Origin of the sequence: Hymenobacter artigasi, assembly GCF_012275535.1 — a bacterium.
Classification (GTDB): domain Bacteria; phylum Bacteroidota; class Bacteroidia; order Cytophagales; family Hymenobacteraceae; genus Hymenobacter; species Hymenobacter artigasi.
In genome coordinates this window covers 51,075-66,901 of record NZ_JAAVTK010000010.1, presented here as the reverse complement: position 1 = coordinate 66,901, position 15,827 = coordinate 51,075, and the positions used below count along the sequence as shown (strand labels likewise).

At 62.2% G+C, this 15,827-nt stretch carries 13 protein-coding genes; 5 read left to right on the top strand and 8 right to left on the bottom strand.

Going from position 1 to position 15,827, the window contains the following annotated elements:
* Positions 1 to 43: 43 nt before the first annotated feature.
* Positions 44 to 781 (bottom strand): class I SAM-dependent methyltransferase, encoded by a 738-nt coding sequence (locus HBN54_RS15935; protein ID WP_168674216.1) that lies wholly within the window; start codon positions 779 to 781, stop codon positions 44 to 46.
* 154 nt (positions 782 to 935) lie between these two features.
* Between HBN54_RS15935 and HBN54_RS15930 the strand changes: the two genes are divergently transcribed.
* Positions 936 to 1,112, top strand: coding sequence for a DUF2256 domain-containing protein (locus HBN54_RS15930; protein WP_168674215.1), 177 nt, complete (start codon positions 936 to 938; stop codon positions 1,110 to 1,112).
* Positions 1,113 to 1,203: 91 nt separating this feature from the next.
* Positions 1,204 to 1,506, top strand: coding sequence for a hypothetical protein (locus HBN54_RS15925; protein ID WP_168674214.1), 303 nt, complete (start codon positions 1,204 to 1,206; stop codon positions 1,504 to 1,506).
* A 73-nt stretch (positions 1,507 to 1,579) separates the two neighbouring features.
* Here HBN54_RS15925 and HBN54_RS15920 read toward each other — a convergent pair whose 3' ends face one another.
* The 4 genes from HBN54_RS15920 to ffh form a co-directional block, all read right to left on the bottom strand.
* Positions 1,580 to 2,413, bottom strand: a complete 834-nt coding sequence (locus HBN54_RS15920) for a molybdopterin-dependent oxidoreductase (protein WP_235955557.1) — start codon at positions 2,411 to 2,413, stop codon at positions 1,580 to 1,582.
* A 15-nt stretch (positions 2,414 to 2,428) separates the two neighbouring features.
* Positions 2,429 to 3,154 (bottom strand): cytochrome b/b6 domain-containing protein, encoded by a 726-nt coding sequence (locus HBN54_RS15915; protein ID WP_168674213.1) that lies wholly within the window; start codon positions 3,152 to 3,154, stop codon positions 2,429 to 2,431.
* Positions 3,155 to 3,466: 312 nt separating this feature from the next.
* Positions 3,467 to 5,377, bottom strand: coding sequence for a CHRD domain-containing protein (locus HBN54_RS15910; RefSeq protein WP_168674212.1), 1,911 nt, complete (start codon positions 5,375 to 5,377; stop codon positions 3,467 to 3,469).
* 328 nt (positions 5,378 to 5,705) lie between these two features.
* Positions 5,706 to 7,073, bottom strand: a complete 1,368-nt coding sequence (ffh, locus tag HBN54_RS15905; RefSeq protein ID WP_168674211.1) for a signal recognition particle protein — start codon at positions 7,071 to 7,073, stop codon at positions 5,706 to 5,708.
* Positions 7,074 to 7,229: 156 nt separating this feature from the next.
* On the opposite strand from ffh, the gene HBN54_RS15900 reads away from it, so the two are divergent.
* The gene (locus tag HBN54_RS15900) at positions 7,230 to 8,540 is read left to right on the top strand and encodes a glycosyltransferase family 4 protein (RefSeq protein WP_317170235.1); all 1,311 of its coding nucleotides are present in this window, start codon (positions 7,230 to 7,232) and stop codon (positions 8,538 to 8,540) included.
* Here the strand turns inward: HBN54_RS15900 and HBN54_RS15895 are convergent.
* Both HBN54_RS15895 and HBN54_RS15890 read right to left on the bottom strand, forming a co-directional pair.
* Complete coding sequence (locus HBN54_RS15895; protein ID WP_168674210.1) at positions 8,530 to 9,444, bottom strand: hypothetical protein; 915 nt, start codon at positions 9,442 to 9,444, stop codon at positions 8,530 to 8,532. The genes HBN54_RS15900 and HBN54_RS15895 overlap by 11 nt on opposite strands.
* Positions 9,445 to 9,446: 2 nt before the next feature.
* A complete protein-coding gene (locus tag HBN54_RS15890) occupies positions 9,447 to 10,919 on the bottom strand; it encodes an MBOAT family O-acyltransferase (RefSeq protein ID WP_168674209.1) in 1,473 nt (490 codons plus the stop codon).
* A 211-nt stretch (positions 10,920 to 11,130) separates the two neighbouring features.
* Here HBN54_RS15890 and pseB point away from each other — a divergent pair, with 211 nt between their 5' ends.
* The gene (pseB, locus tag HBN54_RS15885) at positions 11,131 to 12,150 is read left to right on the top strand and encodes a UDP-N-acetylglucosamine 4,6-dehydratase (inverting) (protein WP_168674208.1); all 1,020 of its coding nucleotides are present in this window, start codon (positions 11,131 to 11,133) and stop codon (positions 12,148 to 12,150) included.
* 79 nt (positions 12,151 to 12,229) lie between these two features.
* Here the strand turns inward: pseB and HBN54_RS15880 are convergent, their stop codons facing one another.
* Complete coding sequence (locus tag HBN54_RS15880) at positions 12,230 to 14,419, bottom strand: T9SS type B sorting domain-containing protein (protein WP_210428081.1); 2,190 nt, start codon at positions 14,417 to 14,419, stop codon at positions 12,230 to 12,232.
* Positions 14,420 to 14,576: 157 nt separating this feature from the next.
* On the opposite strand from HBN54_RS15880, the gene pseC reads away from it, so the two are divergent.
* A complete protein-coding gene (pseC, locus tag HBN54_RS15875) occupies positions 14,577 to 15,758 on the top strand; it encodes a UDP-4-amino-4,6-dideoxy-N-acetyl-beta-L-altrosamine transaminase (protein WP_168674206.1) in 1,182 nt (393 codons plus the stop codon).
* Positions 15,759 to 15,827: the final 69 nt, after the last annotated feature.

Here is a 15,827-nt window from a genome sequence, read left to right as displayed (position 1 = left end):
ATAGGCTTGAAAAGGTTGCTGATGAATTCTTAATTCATAGTTATTAATTACCAACAGGCATGAGGCGCACCAGGTACTGGTCGTTCTCATCCTCGCTGAGGAATTCGGCGGTGTAGCCGGCCGTTTGGGCGGCGTCGTTGAGCAGGGCGGCATCCACGAACAGCCAGGGGAAGGGCTCGCCGGTGCGGTTCTTGTAGCTGAGCGTGTATTCGACTTCGCCGTAGTACGGGCCGTTGAGGTTGATGAGCAGTGCCCCGTCCTCGTCCTCGTAGAGGTAGCGCACATCGGAGGACGTGGCCAGAATCTGGCCATCGGGGGCCAGCAGCGTGCGGGCGTGGGCCAGGAATTTATCGAGGCCGTCGAGGGTGCCAGTCAGGCCGAGGCCGTTCATGAGCAGCAGAATGGTGTCGTAGGGCAGCTCGGTGGGCGGTAGCGGGGCAAATAAGTCGTGGCGGGCCACGGTACGCACGCCGCGCTCAGTCATCACCTGCACCGAGCCGGCCGATACGTCCACGGCCCTCACGTGCTGGAAGCCCCGGCTTTGCAGCTCCAGGCTGTGGCAGCCGGCCCCGGCCCCGAGGTCGAGCACGCGGCCCCGGCTTTCGTCGAGGGCCATGCGCTCCAGCTCCGGCATCTGGAGCAGGGTGCGGAAGAAGTAGGCGGCCGGCAGCGGCTCATCATCGGCGGCGCTGCAATGCACGGTAACGGTGGCGGCGGCGGTGCCGTGGTGGTAGTCCAGCAGGGCCTGGCCCAGCACGTCGGGGGCGGTGGTTGTGGTCATAGAGAAATTAAAAGCGCATTTTGGACCATCGAGGGGCGCTACGGCCGGAGTTGGCGGCAACAACGCTTCAATAACCCGCCAATGTCCAAAATTACCCAAAACTTCGCGCCGGGGCCAGACGTTTGCATGCTACTCCCCTGCTCAACCCCTCATTATGCTTCCCGCCAAACTGCGTAAAGGCCAGCTACCCACCAAAATCTGCGTCACCTGCGGCCGGCCATTCGAGTACCGCAAAAAGTGGCGCGCCAACTGGGACGACGTGAAATACTGCGGCGAAAAGTGCCAGCGCAACCGGCCCGCCGCCGGCACTACCAGCTCCACTCCGGCGTAGCCGCCCGGCGCGGCCGTATCTTTTGGGGCCGGGGCTGCGTTGAGAAGCTCCTTATCCTTTACCAATCTGCTGGATTTCCAGCCGCTTTTCTATGGCCTCCAACCTCGACTACCTCAACCCCAATCTTATTCCGCTCGAAGAAAAGGTCAATACCTACCTGGAAATGGAAAAAGAGCTGCGCCGCGTCGCTCACGAACAAACCAGCGGTGCCCAGCAGTCCCAACCCTCGCCCAACGATTTGTCCCGCCTGGAGCAGGAAATCATTGCCTTGCTCCCCACCCGCGATGAATGGGTGAAAGTGAACCTGGGCTACGGCCCCAGCCGCGTAGGCGCATGGCATGTGCCCGCCCTCAATGGCCAGCCCGAGCGCTACGAGTTGCGCGTGGTACATTAGGAGAGGGTATGGGGGTGTGGGGGTGTGAGGGTTAAGTTGTTTACCTCATACCCTCCTACCCCCACACCCAAACCTAATGCCCGGCGTCCCAGTCGTAGCCCAGCTCGGCCCAGTAGTCTTTGGGGCGGGTATCGGCGAAGGCGATGGTGCCGATGCGCTTGAGGTGCTTAATGCCGTATTTGAGGGGCGTAACGAGGCGAAGCGGCGCGCCGTGGGCGGCCGTGAGCGGCTCCCCGTTCATTTCGTAGCACAGCAGCGTTTGCGGGTGCAGGGCGCTGGCCATGTCGAGGCCCACATAGTATAGCTCATCAGGCGTGCGCATGCCCACGTAGGGCGCCAGGTCGGCGGGCGGGTTCAGCGGGTCGGCGGGCTGGCCGCTGCGGGTGGCCAGCGGGTAGCGGGCCAGAAAATCGGACAGCCGGGCACCCGCCCAATGCACCACGATGCTCCAGCCTTCGATGCATTTGAGCTCGGTGGTCATCTCCACTTTGGGCAGGGCCTGGATATCGGCCAGGGAAAACTCCTGGGTTTTGCCGGAGCCGTAGGCCTGCACACGCATTCGCCAGGTGGCGGGGTCCACGTCACCGGCGAGGCCTACCCGACCGTTTACGCGGGGCGTTTTGGCGCGGCTGCGGGCAAACTCGGGGGCCAGGCGCGTTTGCTTGAAATAAGCGTGGCTGAGGCGGCTGTTGGCATCAAGCGCATTGCGCAGCGGGTACGGAATGCCTTCATCGGTGGGCTGCGACACCAGCCAGCGCCAGCCGCCAATGCCCGCGAGGCCGGCCAGCCCCAGCCCGATAAAGGAACGGCGCGAGCGGCGGCGGGCCTCGGCCAGCATCGCGGCTTCAGTTTGGGGCGAAGCGCCGGGGCCGTCGAGCGGCGCGGACGCGGGGGAAGGGTCAGTCATACCGAAAAGCGGCAATTATTGAGGCGAAAGGGAAGCATCGGCGGCGGGCAGCGACGTGGGGCCGGCTTCCAGCTTGTGCGTGGCGGGTTCAATCTCCACAATCTCAAACCCAGCCACCATGGCCCGGAAATTATTCCAGCCGGCCCGCACCACCTGGGCAATGTGTACCAAGAAAAACAGCACGTAGCCGATGGTAAGCGCAAAGTGAATGATGCGCGCAAACTCATACCCGCCCAGCAGCGTGGTCAGCCAGCCAAATTGCGTGGGCTTGTAAATGGCCAGCCCCGTGAGCACCGAGCCCAGCCCCATGATAACGACCGAGGTATAGGCAATCTGCTGCGCGCCGTTGAATTTGCGCACCGGTAGCGGCTTTTTATATAGGCCGAAGTCGTGCAACGTCACCAGCACGGCTTCTTTGAAGGAGTGCCGGGTGGGCAGCAGGTAGCGCCACTCGCCCGAAAAAATGGTGTAGCCCACATACAGCAGGCCATTGAGGAAAAACACCCACATCAGCACAAAGTGCCAGCTCATGCCTTGCGCCAGCTTGTGGTCGACGTGGAAGGCTTCGTAGAAAGACTGCGGAAAGAACTTGACCAGCGTGGTTTTACCCCAGCCCAGGCGGTACACGTCGTTGGCCCAGTATATCCACATCCCGCTCCAAATCATGAGGCTGAGAACGGGGAAGTTGACCCAATGAAACCACCGAATGGCCAACGGGTGCTTTTCAACAAGCTGCTTCATAAAACCACAATTCGTAACGGTAACCGCTGCAAGGTACACCGGGCTCCGGGCCTGCATCTTACCCGGCCTGACGCGCGGGCCGGGACATCCTTACAGCAAATATGGCTGCTGAGGCAAAAAAATAGGCTGGCCCCATTGAGGCCAGCCTATCCATACCAAAACACCTTAAAAAACTATTCTTTCACAGAGATGCCAACAAGAATTGCACCAAAAGATTCCGCAGCTCTTATTTTTTTCTAAAGTGTTTCAGTGCAAATGCTTTATAGCTAATGCAACCTTAAAATTATCCAGCAAGCGGCATTTTGCCGGTCCCTACTCCTTGGCAATTCTGGTAGTCAGGCGGGTTTCGCCAACTTCCAGCGTGAGCAGGTACATGCCGGGGGCAGCAGTGGGCAAGGCAATGGGCAGGGAATTGGCCCCGGCGCGCACGGCCACCGCCTGAGTAGCAACGGTGCGGCCTAGCAGGTCGGTTATGCGCAGCTGGCCGGCAGCACTAAAGCGGGCGTCGAAGGAGAGCGTGAGCGCGGAACTGAAGGGGCTGGGCGCGGCGCTAAACGTTTCGGATAGCACGGCGGCGGGCTGGGTGGCCAGCACTACCTGCAGGTTGCGCGCGCCCCGGTACACCTGCCCCCGGATTTCGCCCCCGGGGTTGGCAGCCGTGTGCAGATTCATGTAGATATTCTCGTTGCGGAAGTCCAATGACCGGGCCGTAGTGAAGGGCGCGGCGTTGTCGCTTTTCCAGTAGCCGGCCAGCGAGGTAGGGGTAGTGGCATTGTCGAAGTAAGATGCCAGGTTGAATATCACCGCGCCCGACTGCGAAGCCGTGCCGGTGTGGAAGTGGCCCATGGTGGCCGGGCCGCTCAGGCCGCCCCACACGGCGGCGAAACGCGCATTGGTCTGGTCCCGGTCGATGCTCACAAACCCCACACCATATCCGTTGCTAACCACCGGGTTGGGCCGTTCCTGGGCACCGTTCAGTACAATGCTGTAGCCTTCGCGCGCCAGCCGGATAACCTGCCCGCGAATTTCACCGTTCGGGTTGGCGGCCGTGGTCAGCACGGTGTTTATGCCGGTGTTCAGCAGCAGGTTGGCCAGGGCGGGCGTCAGGGTCGGGGCCGTAATCTCGAAGGTGATGACGTTGCCCACCAGGTTGCCCCCGGCCCCGGGTATCACGGGCACGGTGCCCGCCAGGTTGGCGGGCGTGTTGGCAACGCCCGCATTGGCGGCGTAAAAGCGCAGCTCCAAGGGCGGGCCGCTCAGGCCGGTGTAGGCCACCTGCACCCGCACGGTGTCGAGCGTGCCCACGAGCCGGCCCACCGATACGGCCGAGGCAGAAGTTATGACGGCGGGCACCATTTGCGCCCCGTCGAAGCGGGCATCCAGGGGCAGCACGCGCCGCTCGGGCAGCACCTGCGCCCGGATTTCGCCCCCGGGGTTAGCAGCCGTGTGGAAGTTGATGTATACCCCGCCCTGCACCAGCGCGGCCAGCAGCGTGGGCGTGAGCTGCGGATTGGTGCCCTGCGACGAAATTTCGCCTTCCAGTACATTACCGGTGAGAAAGGGCAAGAGGCTCAAGGCTACCGGGGCGTTGGCCCCAGGGCCGGCAATGTGAAAGTGCGCGCCGGTAATGGCCCCGCTCAGCCCGTTCACCACCACCCGAAACTTCAGGCGCTCCTGGTCCTGGCTCAGCGTGAACACGCCCAGGCCGGAGGCCGTGGTCGCCACCGCCGGCACTTCCTGGGCACCGCTCAGCACGCCCGCCAGCGCATCATCCGATTCTACCGTGACCTGGCCGCGAATCTCCCCGCCGGGGTTGGCCGTGGTATGCACGTTCAGGTACACCAGCCCGCGCACGAGCCGCGCAATGCGCAGGGGCGTAACGTCGGCCCCAGCCAGAAAGCCCGAAAGCCGGTTGCCGCGCAGCTTGCTTAGCAGGTTCACACTCACCGGGGCACTCACACCCGCCGGAGCATCATGAAAATGCACCCCCGTGATGGGACCACTCAGCCCGTTGAAAGCGGCTTGAATAAAAATGGTATCCCGCGTAGAATTCACGGTAATGGCCGCCACACCCTGCGCGCTGGTAGCCACGGCGGGCACTTCCTGAGCCCCGCTAAGCCGGGCCGTAAGCAACAGGTGGGGGCGTAAGTGGTCGGCCGATGCCACCAACGGGGCAGCCAGCAAAGCAGCGGCAGCCAGCGAACGAAGTAATTTTGTAAACATGAGCGTAATGGTAAAGAGATTGGGTTGGTGAAGGATGAAGGGAGACGGCTGCCCGGCCATTCCCAAAAATTGGAGCAGATAGCCGCAGCATTACCTGATGTAAGTGGTTTTTCCCGTGTTACGGGGTAAGCTCAGACTTCGCTATAATGTTTCAATATTTTTTTGGCAATAATCCACTAACGGCCAATGTAGTACTACCGGGCTACGCAACTCCCGGGCTCGCTTTCAAATGCGTTTTACCAGCCTGCGAACGCACGAAAAAAGCCCTGACGAATCGCCAGGGCTTTTTGGTAGTTAATCGATGCGGCGGGTTTCCGCGGGCGTGGGCTTAGCGCATCATGCCGCCGGGGCCGCCTTTGCCCATGCCACCCATCATCTTAGCCATTTGGGCCATGCCGCCTTTCGTCTGGCTCATCTTGTTCATGGTGCGCATCATTTTGCGCATGTCCTCAAACTGCTTCATCAAGGCGTTTACCTGCTGAATATCAGTTCCGGAGCCTTTGGCCAGCCGCTTCTTGCGCGAGCCGTTGATGAGGTCGGGGTTGGCCCGCTCCTGCTTGGTCATGCTCTTGATGATGGCCTCAACCGGCTTGAAAGCATCGTCGTCGATTTCCACATCTTTCATGGCCTTGCTCATGCCCGGAATCATGCCCATCAAGTCCTTGATGTTGCCCATCTTCTTGATTTGCTCCAGCTGCGAGAGGAAGTCGTCGAAGTTGAACTGGTTCTTCCGGATTTTGGCGTTGATGCGCTTGGCCTCGTCCTCGTCGAACTGCATCTGGGCCCGCTCTACGAGCGAAATAACGTCGCCCATGCCCAGTATGCGCTGGGCCATGCGGTCGGGGTAGAACAAGTCCAGCGCGTCCATCTTCTCGCCCGTCGAGATGAACTTGATGGGTTTCTCCACCACGGCCCGGATGCTAAGGGCCGCGCCACCGCGCGAGTCGCCGTCGAGCTTTGTGAGCACCACGCCGTCGAAATTCAGGCGGTCGTTGAAGGTTTTGGCGGTGTTCACGGCGTCCTGGCCGGTCATGGAGTCCACCACAAACAGCGTTTCGCTGGGGTTGATGGCGGCCTTCACCTGCTCAATCTCGCGCATCATCTGCTCGTCCACGGCCAGGCGGCCGGCGGTGTCGATGATGACTACTTTTTTGCCGTTTTTGCGGGCGTACTCAACGGCGTTGCGCGAGATTTCAACGGGGTTCTTGTTCTCGATTTCCGAGTACACTTCCACGCCAATCTGCTCGCCGAGCACCTTGAGCTGCTCGATAGCGGCCGGCCGGTACACGTCGCAGGCCACCAGCAACGTGTTGCGGCCCTGCTTCTTAACGTAGCTGGCCAGCTTGCCGGCGAAGGTGGTTTTGCCCGAGCCCTGCAGGCCCGAGAGCAGAATCACGGCCGGGTCGCCCTTGATGGTGATGTCCTTCTTCTCGCCGCCCATGAGCTCGGTGAGCTCGTCGTACACGATTTTGACCATGAGCTGGCCCGGCGACACGGCCGTGAGTACGTCGCGGCCCATAGCGGCCTCCTTAATCTTGTCGGTTACGTCCTTGGCAACCTTGTAGTTAACATCGGCATCGACCAGCGCCCGGCGAATTTCCTTAATGGTGGCCGCGACGTTGATTTCGGAGATGCTGCCCTGGCCCTTCAGGGTTTTAATGGCCTTGTCGAGCTTGTTGGAGAGATTATCGAACATGAATCACGGATTAGTCGGATTAGGAGCGGATTGGTCGGACTTCGTAGCCAGAGCCTGATTCCGCAACCTGCTTTATTGAACCCCAAAAGTAACCACAAAAGGCCGAAAACCGGCAGCGGGCGTACCTTCGCGGCCCGCTTTATGTTTCCGGTCACCGTGTCACTCCCCCACCCACTGCGCCTGCTCGTTATCACCTATTACTGGCCGCCGTCGGGTGGGGCCGGCGTGCAGCGCTGCCTCAAATTTGTGAAGCACCTGGGGCATTTCAACGTGCAGGCCACCGTAATTACGGTAGACCCGGCCCAGGCCAGCTACCCCGTGCGCGACGAAAGCCTGCTGGCCGAAGTGCCGCCCGGCGTGCGCGTTATCCGCACGGGCACCACCGAGCCGTTTGAGAGCTATAAGCGGCTGACGGGCCGCGCCGTACCCTACGGCGGCTTCGCCAACGAAGGCAAGCCCGGGCTGGTGCAGCAGGCGCTGCGCTTCGTGCGCGGCAACCTGTTTGTGCCGGACCCGCGCCGGGGCTGGAACCGCCACGCGCTGGCCGCCGTGGAAAATCTGCTGGCCGCCGGCGAGCAGTTCGACGCCGTGCTCACGTCGTCGCCGCCGCATTCCACGCAGCTCATCGGCCGGGAGCTGCAGCGCCGCCACGGCCTGCGCTGGCTGGCCGACCTGCGCGACCCCTGGACGGACATTTATTATTACAAAGACCTACACCACACGCCGCTGGCTGCCTGGCTCGATGCGCGCTACGAGCGCCGCGTGCTAAGCCAGGCCGATGCCGTGCTGGTGACTTCGCCCGAAACCAAGCGGCTGTTTCTGGCCAAGCTGCCGGAGCTGCCGGCCGCCAAATTCCACGTATTGCCCAACGGCTACGACGAGTCGGACTTTCGCCAGTCCTCGCAGCCTCCCCGCGACTGCCTGCGCATCACGCACACCGGCACCATCACGGAGCTTTACCACATCAACCGCCTGCTGGACGCCGTGGCCGCCTGCGCCGCCGCCCACCCCGACGTGCCCCTGCGCCTGCGCTTCGTGGGCCAGGTTTCGAATGAGCTGCGCGGCCAGATAGAGCGGGCCGGCCTGCTGCCGATAACCGAATTTATCGCCTTTGTGCCGCACGACAAGTCGGTCGAATACCTGCTCGAAGCCTCGGCCCTGCTCATGGCTATTCCCGACGTGCCACGCAATTTCGGCATCCTGCCGGGCAAGGTGTTCGAATACCTCGCGGCCAATAAGCCCATCCTCTGCGTAGGCCCGGCGGGCTCCGATGCCGACAATCTGCTGCAAGAATGCGGCGCGGGCCAGGCCCTGCCCTACGAAAACACCGCCCTGATGCACGCTACGCTGGAAGCCCTGGTGGCCCGGTGGCGCATCAACCCCAGCCTGGACCTGCCGGCCGTGAGCCACACCCGCTACTCACGCCGGGCGCTGGCGGGGCAGCTGGCAAAATTGGTCAACGAATAAGGTCGGCGGCCAGCTTTTGGCTGAATGCCGCGCTGGCCGCCCGTTGCAGGTGGTTGCCGTCGGTGGTGGCGTAGGGCTGGGCGCTATAGTCGAGGTAAGGCAGGGAAAAGGCCGCAGCAAGCTGGCGCATTTGCTGGTCGAAACCGGGCTGATAAGCATCTTCTAGCTCCAATAATGACCGCCCCACGGGCAGGCGCACCAGCACCACGCGGCCGTGCGGCTTGAGAAACGCAATTGTTTGGCGCAGGGCCAGCAGGCGGCCTTCGGATAAATGCTGGCTGGCGGCCAGCCGGCGGTAGTCCAGCAGCTTGCGGGCGGTGCGGGCGCGCACCTGGGCGCTGTCGGTGCCAATATTTACTTCAAGCCAGCCGTCGGGGTGCAGGCGTTCGGTGGCGGTGGCGAAATCGAGGGGCAGGCGGTAGAGCGGCTTGGTCTGGTAGCGGGTGAGATAGGGCAGGTTGGGATTCTGGCTGACCTGGTGCAGCTGGCCGATGAAGGACTGGTCCTCCGGAAAGGTGCCTTCTGCCCCAGTGAGCGACAGCGACCACGGGTCGACGGCAATGATAAACAAGCCGTTGCGCACTTCGGGCCGCAGCTTGCGGCGGATGCTGGCTAAATAAGCCGGACCGTAGGGCGAGTGCGTGAGCGTGAACGCATAGTTCAGCAGCGGACCATCGAACTGCCCTCCCAGCCTTGCGCTGAGCACCGCTGGCCTAATGCCCTGCGCCGCCCGCGACGTGCCCAGAACAAGCGAGCCGGCCGGCGGACTCGTGAAACGGCCGTAGAACGCATCGACCCCGCCCCGCAGTACCACGGGAGCCAATAGCACGGCCCCCAGCAGGCCCGCTACCAGCAGGAGCAACAGGCGCAGCAGCAACCTGGAAACAGCAGCGCGCACGGGCATTTTCAAAACTGGAAATAAATAAACGAGGTACTATTGAAAACCCCCAGGTAGAGGATGAGCAGGACCAGCCCCGCGTAGCCCACCCAGCGCGTGGCGAAGGGCTGCGCGGCCAGCCAGGCCTGCGGGCTGCGCCGGCTGCCGAAATATTCCACCAGCAGCATCAGGCCCACGCCGAGGGCGGCCACGGCCAGCTCGGGGCGGTAGTGTTGCGAGAAATCGAGTAATAAGGTAGCCAGCCCCCGCCCGCCCAGGTTGCCCCAGCCGCTTAACAGGTGGCGGCTGATAAAGAGCGCATCGCCCAGGGTATTGGCCCGAAAGAATATCCAGGCGTAGGCCACTAGACTAAAGGTGATGGCCACCCCCACCCCGCGCCGCGCCGCCGGATGCGCCGCCAGCCCCGTGCGCTGCGCCAGCCACTCGCGCAAAGGCCGGCCCCAGGTGCTGAGCACCAGATACACACCGTGCAAGCCGCCCCAGACCAGAAACGTCCAGTTGGCTCCGTGCCAGAGTCCGCTTACTAAAAAGACAATCAGCAGGTTGATGTATGCCCGGGCCTGGCTTACCCGGCTGCCACCCAGCGGGATATACAGATAATCCCGAAACCAGCTCGACAGTGAAATATGCCAGCGCCGCCAGAAATCCGGCACGGAAACCGACTGGTAGGGCTGCCGGAAATTCAGGTTGAAATCGAAGCCCAGCACCCTGGCCGCGCCCCGGGCCATGTCGGTATAGCCCGAGAAGTCGCCGTAAATCTGGAAGGTGAAGGCCAGTGTGGCCAGCACCAGTAGGGGGCCTTCGGGGTGCTGGCGCGGGTTGTTGAAAACGGGGTTGACGAGCAGGGCCAGCCGGTCGGCCACCACCACTTTTTTAAACAGGCCCCAGGCCATGAGCCTCAGCCCACTCACAATGCGGGCATAATCGAACGCATGCTCGCGCCGGAACTGCGGCAGCATGTGCCCGCCGCGCTCGATGGGCCCGGCCACCAGCTGCGGGAAAAACGCCACGAACAGCGCAAACCGCCCGAAATTCCGCTCCGCCTCCAGCCGGCCCTGGTACACATCAATGATGTAGCCCACCGACTGAAACGTGTAGAACGACACCCCCACCGGCAGCAGCAGCCCCAGCGTGGGGCCCACCGCAAACGGCAGATGCAGGGCCTCGGCCAGCTGCCCCACGCCATCGCGAAAAAAATTGAAGTACTTGAAAACGAACAGCGTGCCCAGGTTACTGGCTAGGCTGAGGTAGAGCCAGGGCCGCCGTTGCGCCTTGGTGGGCAGCAGGCTCATGCGGTAGCCGCTGACGTAGTCGAGCAGCGTGGTGGCCAGTAGCAGCAGGGCATATACCGCCCGCCAGCTCATGTAGAAATAGTAGCTGGCCAGCAGCAGCAGCGGGCCGCGCCAGCGCGGCGGCAGGCCGTAATAGAGCCCGACGATAATCGGGAAGAAGACGAGAAAATGAAGGGAATTAAATAGCATTCGTGACGCGAAAGTAGCGCCGGCAGGATTGTAGCGGGAGCTTTTCTGTCATCCTGAGCCTGCGACGGACCTTCTCACGGCTGTGCCGGTTGGGTTACTGCAAATCGTTCAGCGGTGAGAAGGTCCGTCGCAAGCTCAGGATGACAAACAACTCCCAACGCCAACCCCGAATACCCTACTTTTGCAGTCCTGTTTTGGCTTATTCTATTTCATGGCTCTCGACCTCAACCACAAATCCATCCTCGTTACGGGGGGCACCGGCTCCTTCGGCAAGCAATTCGTCCGCACCGTTTTCGAACAATTTCCGCTGGTGAAGCGCCTCGTAGTATTCTCGCGCGATGAGCTGAAGCAGTATGAGATGAGCCAGGAATTCAGCCCGGCCAAGTACCCGGCCATTCGCTATTTCATTGGCGATGTGCGCGATGGCGAGCGCCTACACCGCGCCTGCGAGGGCATCGACATTGTGATTCACGCTGCCGCTCTCAAGCAGGTGCCTGCCGCCGAGTACAACCCGATGGAGTGCATCAAGACCAATATTTTTGGGGCTGAAAACGTAATAAACGCCGCCCTCGACTGCGGGGTGAAGGACGTGGTGGCCCTGAGTACCGACAAGGCCGCGGCCCCCATCAACCTCTACGGGGCCACCAAGCTGTGCTCGGATAAGCTGTTTGTGGCGGCCAATAACATGAAGGGCAAGCGCGACCTGCGCTTTTCGGTGGTGCGCTACGGCAACGTAATTGGTTCGCGCGGCTCGGTGGTGCCGTTCTTCCTGCAACAGCGCCACACCGGCGTGCTGCCCATCACCCACCCCGACATGACGCGCTTCAACATCTCGCTCGAAGAAGGTGTGGATTTGGTGCTCTATGCGCTGGAGCACGCCTGGGGCGGCGAGATTTTCGTACCGAAAATTCCTTCTTACAAAATCACGGAAGTGGCCCGCGCCATCGGCCCGGAGTGCGAGCAACTCATCGTAGGCATTCGCCCCGGCGAGAAGCTGCATGAGGCCATGATTACCGAAACCGACGCCCTGAGCACGGTAGAGCTTGACCGCTATTACGTCATCCTGCCCTCGATGCCCACCTGGAACGTGGACAAGTTCATCGAGGAATTCAACGGCAAGCGTGTGCCCCTGGGCTTTCAGTACGACTCGGCCAACAACGAGGAATGGCTGGACGCGGAGCAGATTCGGGACGAAATCCGCCTGCACGTTGATGCAGATTTTGTGGTGTAGGCCCCCGGGCAATGTAAAATAGAAGGGCCGCTTTCAGCATGAAAGCGGCCCTTTTTGTATGCACCCGGCTGCGTGGGAGCTATTTCACTACTTCCAGCCAGCCTTTGTACTGCTGGCCGGTTGCGGGGTTCACCAAGTGGTAATAGTACATGCCGGCGGGCTGGGCGGTGGCATTCCAGCGATTATTATAAGCTGCCTGGCGGAATATTTCGCGGCCCCAGCGGTTGAAAATCGTGAGGTTCCAATCGGTGGCATTCAAGCCTTTGAGCTCGAAATAATCGTTGGCCTGGTCGTTGTTCGGCGTGATGATGTTGGGCAAAGAGCCAGTGAGGGCGCAGCCGCCGGCATTGTCGTAGGCCAATAGTATACTGGCCGCTACCTGGCAGCCGGCGGGCGTGGTGAGGGTAAGGCTGTACGTATCGGGCAAGGTGGCCGTGAAGCCGGGCGCAGTGCTGCCGTCCTGCCAGCGGTAGCGCGTATTGGCCGGCTGCGCGCCAACACTCAGCAGCACAGGCTTGTCCGGGCACAGCGGGCCGTTGGCGACGAGGACTACCGGGGCTTGCGGGTGCCAGCTGAGCCGCAGCGAGTCGCGCACGGTGCAGCCGGCGGCGGAGGTCAGCTCGGCCCAGTACAGGCCCGGCGCGGTGACGGCCAAGGTAGCAGCCGTAGAATTATCCTGCCACCGGATGCGAGTGCCCGGCGGCGGGGTGCCCACGGTAAGCGTGGCGCCCTGGCCGGCGCATTGCAACAAATCAGGCCCCAGATTTACGGTGGGGGCCGCAACAGTTACCAGGGTTAGTTGCCGCAGGGCCTGCACCTGGCCGCCATTGCGCAGCCGCACCTGCACAGTGTAGCTGCCGGGCAAGCGGTAGGTGTGGCTGGCCTGCTGCTGCACGGTGCGCAACTGCTGGCCGTCGCCAAAATCCCACTCAAGGGTATCGCCGACAGCGCCCAGGGTCGAGCCGGTGGCTTGCAAGGCCACTGCGGTGCCCACGCAAGCCAGCCGGCCACTATTGCCCGGCCCTGGCCCTGGCATAGTGCCGGCCATGGCTGCCACAGCCAGCAGGCGCTGGCCGGGCAGCAGGCTGGGCACCACGGGAAAACTGCGCACCACCCAATGCCCCACGCCCAAGTCGAGGCCGGCAAACGTGTACTGGCAGCCCACGCCCCGCACATTGGGCTGCCGGATAACGTCGAGGACGGTGGCGAGCGGCCCGGGAACATCGGTGCGCAGATTGGCCGCGTAAATAGCGCCGTTTGGAGCCAGCTGCAGCCCCCATACCATCGCGCCACAGCCGTTGTACACGGTGACGGCCGAAGCCGCGATGGATGCTGCGGGCAAGGTCACATCAAATTGCCGCACTTCGGTAATGGCGTTTTTTGTACAGCCCGTACCAAATGCCGGGCCCTGGCGCGAGCAGTACAGCAAGCGGCCGTTGGGCGAAAAAGTCACCCCGTAGCTGTAGATGCCATAGCCCAGAAAAACCGGCGCGCTTACCAGGCCCGTCACCGGGTCGAAATTGAATACTTCGCAACCATTAATGAGCGAATTCAGCGCCAGGCGGTGGCCATCGGGCGACGTAGCCATGCACCCCACGCCGTCGACCTGCGAGTTGGCGTTGCCGGGCAATATCGTTCGGACCCGCCCGGCACTGCTGAGCACAACGCTGCTTCGGGTGAAAGCTCCGCCGTCGATTCTTACGCTCAAAAACACGTTTGTATCGAGCAAGTGCGTCACCAACCACCAGCTATGGCCGTCGGGGTGCCGCACCAGAGCCGCCTGCTCCATAAAGTCGTGTTGGCCCAGGCGCAGCAGCAGGGTATCGGGCACTACCGGCTGGTTGGTGCGCAGCACCTCGCCCTGGCCAGCCGCCGCTGCCACGTCGAGCTCGGCCATGCGCAAGCCCCGGCGCGGGTTCCGGCCCAGCCAGTTATCCAGCGTGAAGAGGTAGTACCGGCCAGCCGCGCCCGGCCGGGGCACAACCACGCAGCCCTGCGAACTGAGCGAATCGCCGCCCAGGCTGGCCCCGTTTCGCATCAGCTGATGGCGGCCATTCCAGACCCGCATCCCGTTGCTGTAGAGCTGGAGCCGGCCCGTTGAGTCGCAGAGGCTCGCACTGGCCGACGCGCTAATCATCCGGCTGTCCGTGAGCACCACGGCCGAGTCAGGAGTGAAGCGCAGGCCCGCCTGATTGCCGAAATACCAGCGCGACCATTCCGTATTCTGCCCCTGCACGGGGCGAATCCCGCCGAAAGTAATTACGAGCAAAACCACCGCCATCAAAAAATGCCGGGGTGCCAAATGGGTAGATTTCAGCATAGATTCCGTTAAACTAAACTCAAACTTACGGATTCGCTAAGGGGAAAAAACTACTCACTGCTCCCCCGTCTTCATTTGCGGGCGCATCCCCAGTACATTTGTGACTATGTCCGTCGTTGCTCCCACCCGCCCCCTGCCCTATGGCCGCCAGAACATCACCGAGGCCGACATAGCCGCCGTCACGGCCGCCCTGCAGGCCGACTACCTGACGCAGGGCCCTACCGTGGCCGAGTTTGAAAAGCAGTTTGCCGCCTACATCGGCGCCAAATACGCCGTGGCCGTGAGCAACGGCACCGCCGCGCTGCACCTCTGCGCCCTGGCCCTGAACGTGCAGCCCGGCCAGCGCGTCATCACCACGCCCCTCACCTTCTCGGCCTCGGCCAACTGCGTGCGCTACTGCGGCGGCGAAGTGCAGTTTGCCGACATTGACCCGGCCACGGGCCTGATTGATTTGGTGAAGGTGCGGGCCCTGCTGGAGGCGCACCCGAAAGGCTATTTCGTCGGCCTCATTCCCGTTGATTTCGCCGGGCTGGCTGTTGATTTGGAGAAAGCCCGCCAGCTGGCCAATGAGTTTGGCCTCTGGATAATTGAGGATTCCTGCCACTCGCCCGGCGGCTTTTTCGTCGATTCGCAGGGCCGGGAGCAGCGCTGCGGCAACGGCAACTTCGCCGACCTCGCCATTTTCAGCTTCCACCCCGTGAAGCACATTGCCACCGGCGAGGGCGGCATGATTACCACCAACTCGGAGGCCTTGTTCCACCACCTGCTGCGCCTGCGCACCCACGGCATCACCCGCGACCCGGCCGACCTCATCCGCGAGCCCGACGGCGGCTGGTACATGGAAATGCAGGAGCTGGGCTACAATTACCGCCTGCCCGATTTCAACTGCGCCCTCGGCCTCAGCCAGCTCGCCCGCGCCGATGAAGGCCTCGCCCGCCGCCGCCAGCTGGCCGCGCAGTACGATGCCGCTTTCGCCCACATGCCCGGCCTCACGGTGCTGGCCCCCGGCCAGCCCGGCCACGCCTACCACCTCTACGTCATTCAAGTAGCGAATCGGCTGGAGCTATACAACTTCCTGAAAACCAAGCAGATATTTTCGCAGGTACACTACATCCCGGTGCACCGCATGCCGTATTACGAAGGCTTGGGTTGGCGCGAAGGCGACTTCCCGCTGGCGGAAAACTACTACGCGCACTGCCTCAGCATCCCCATGTTTCCCACCCTCACCGATGAGGAACAGGCCTACGTGGTGGCGTGCATTAGAGAATTTTTGAGTGTTGAGGGTTGAATGTTGAGTTATCCGGCACCTCGTCTTAGAACTCGACACTAAATCATCAACTCAACACTCAGCCCTCAA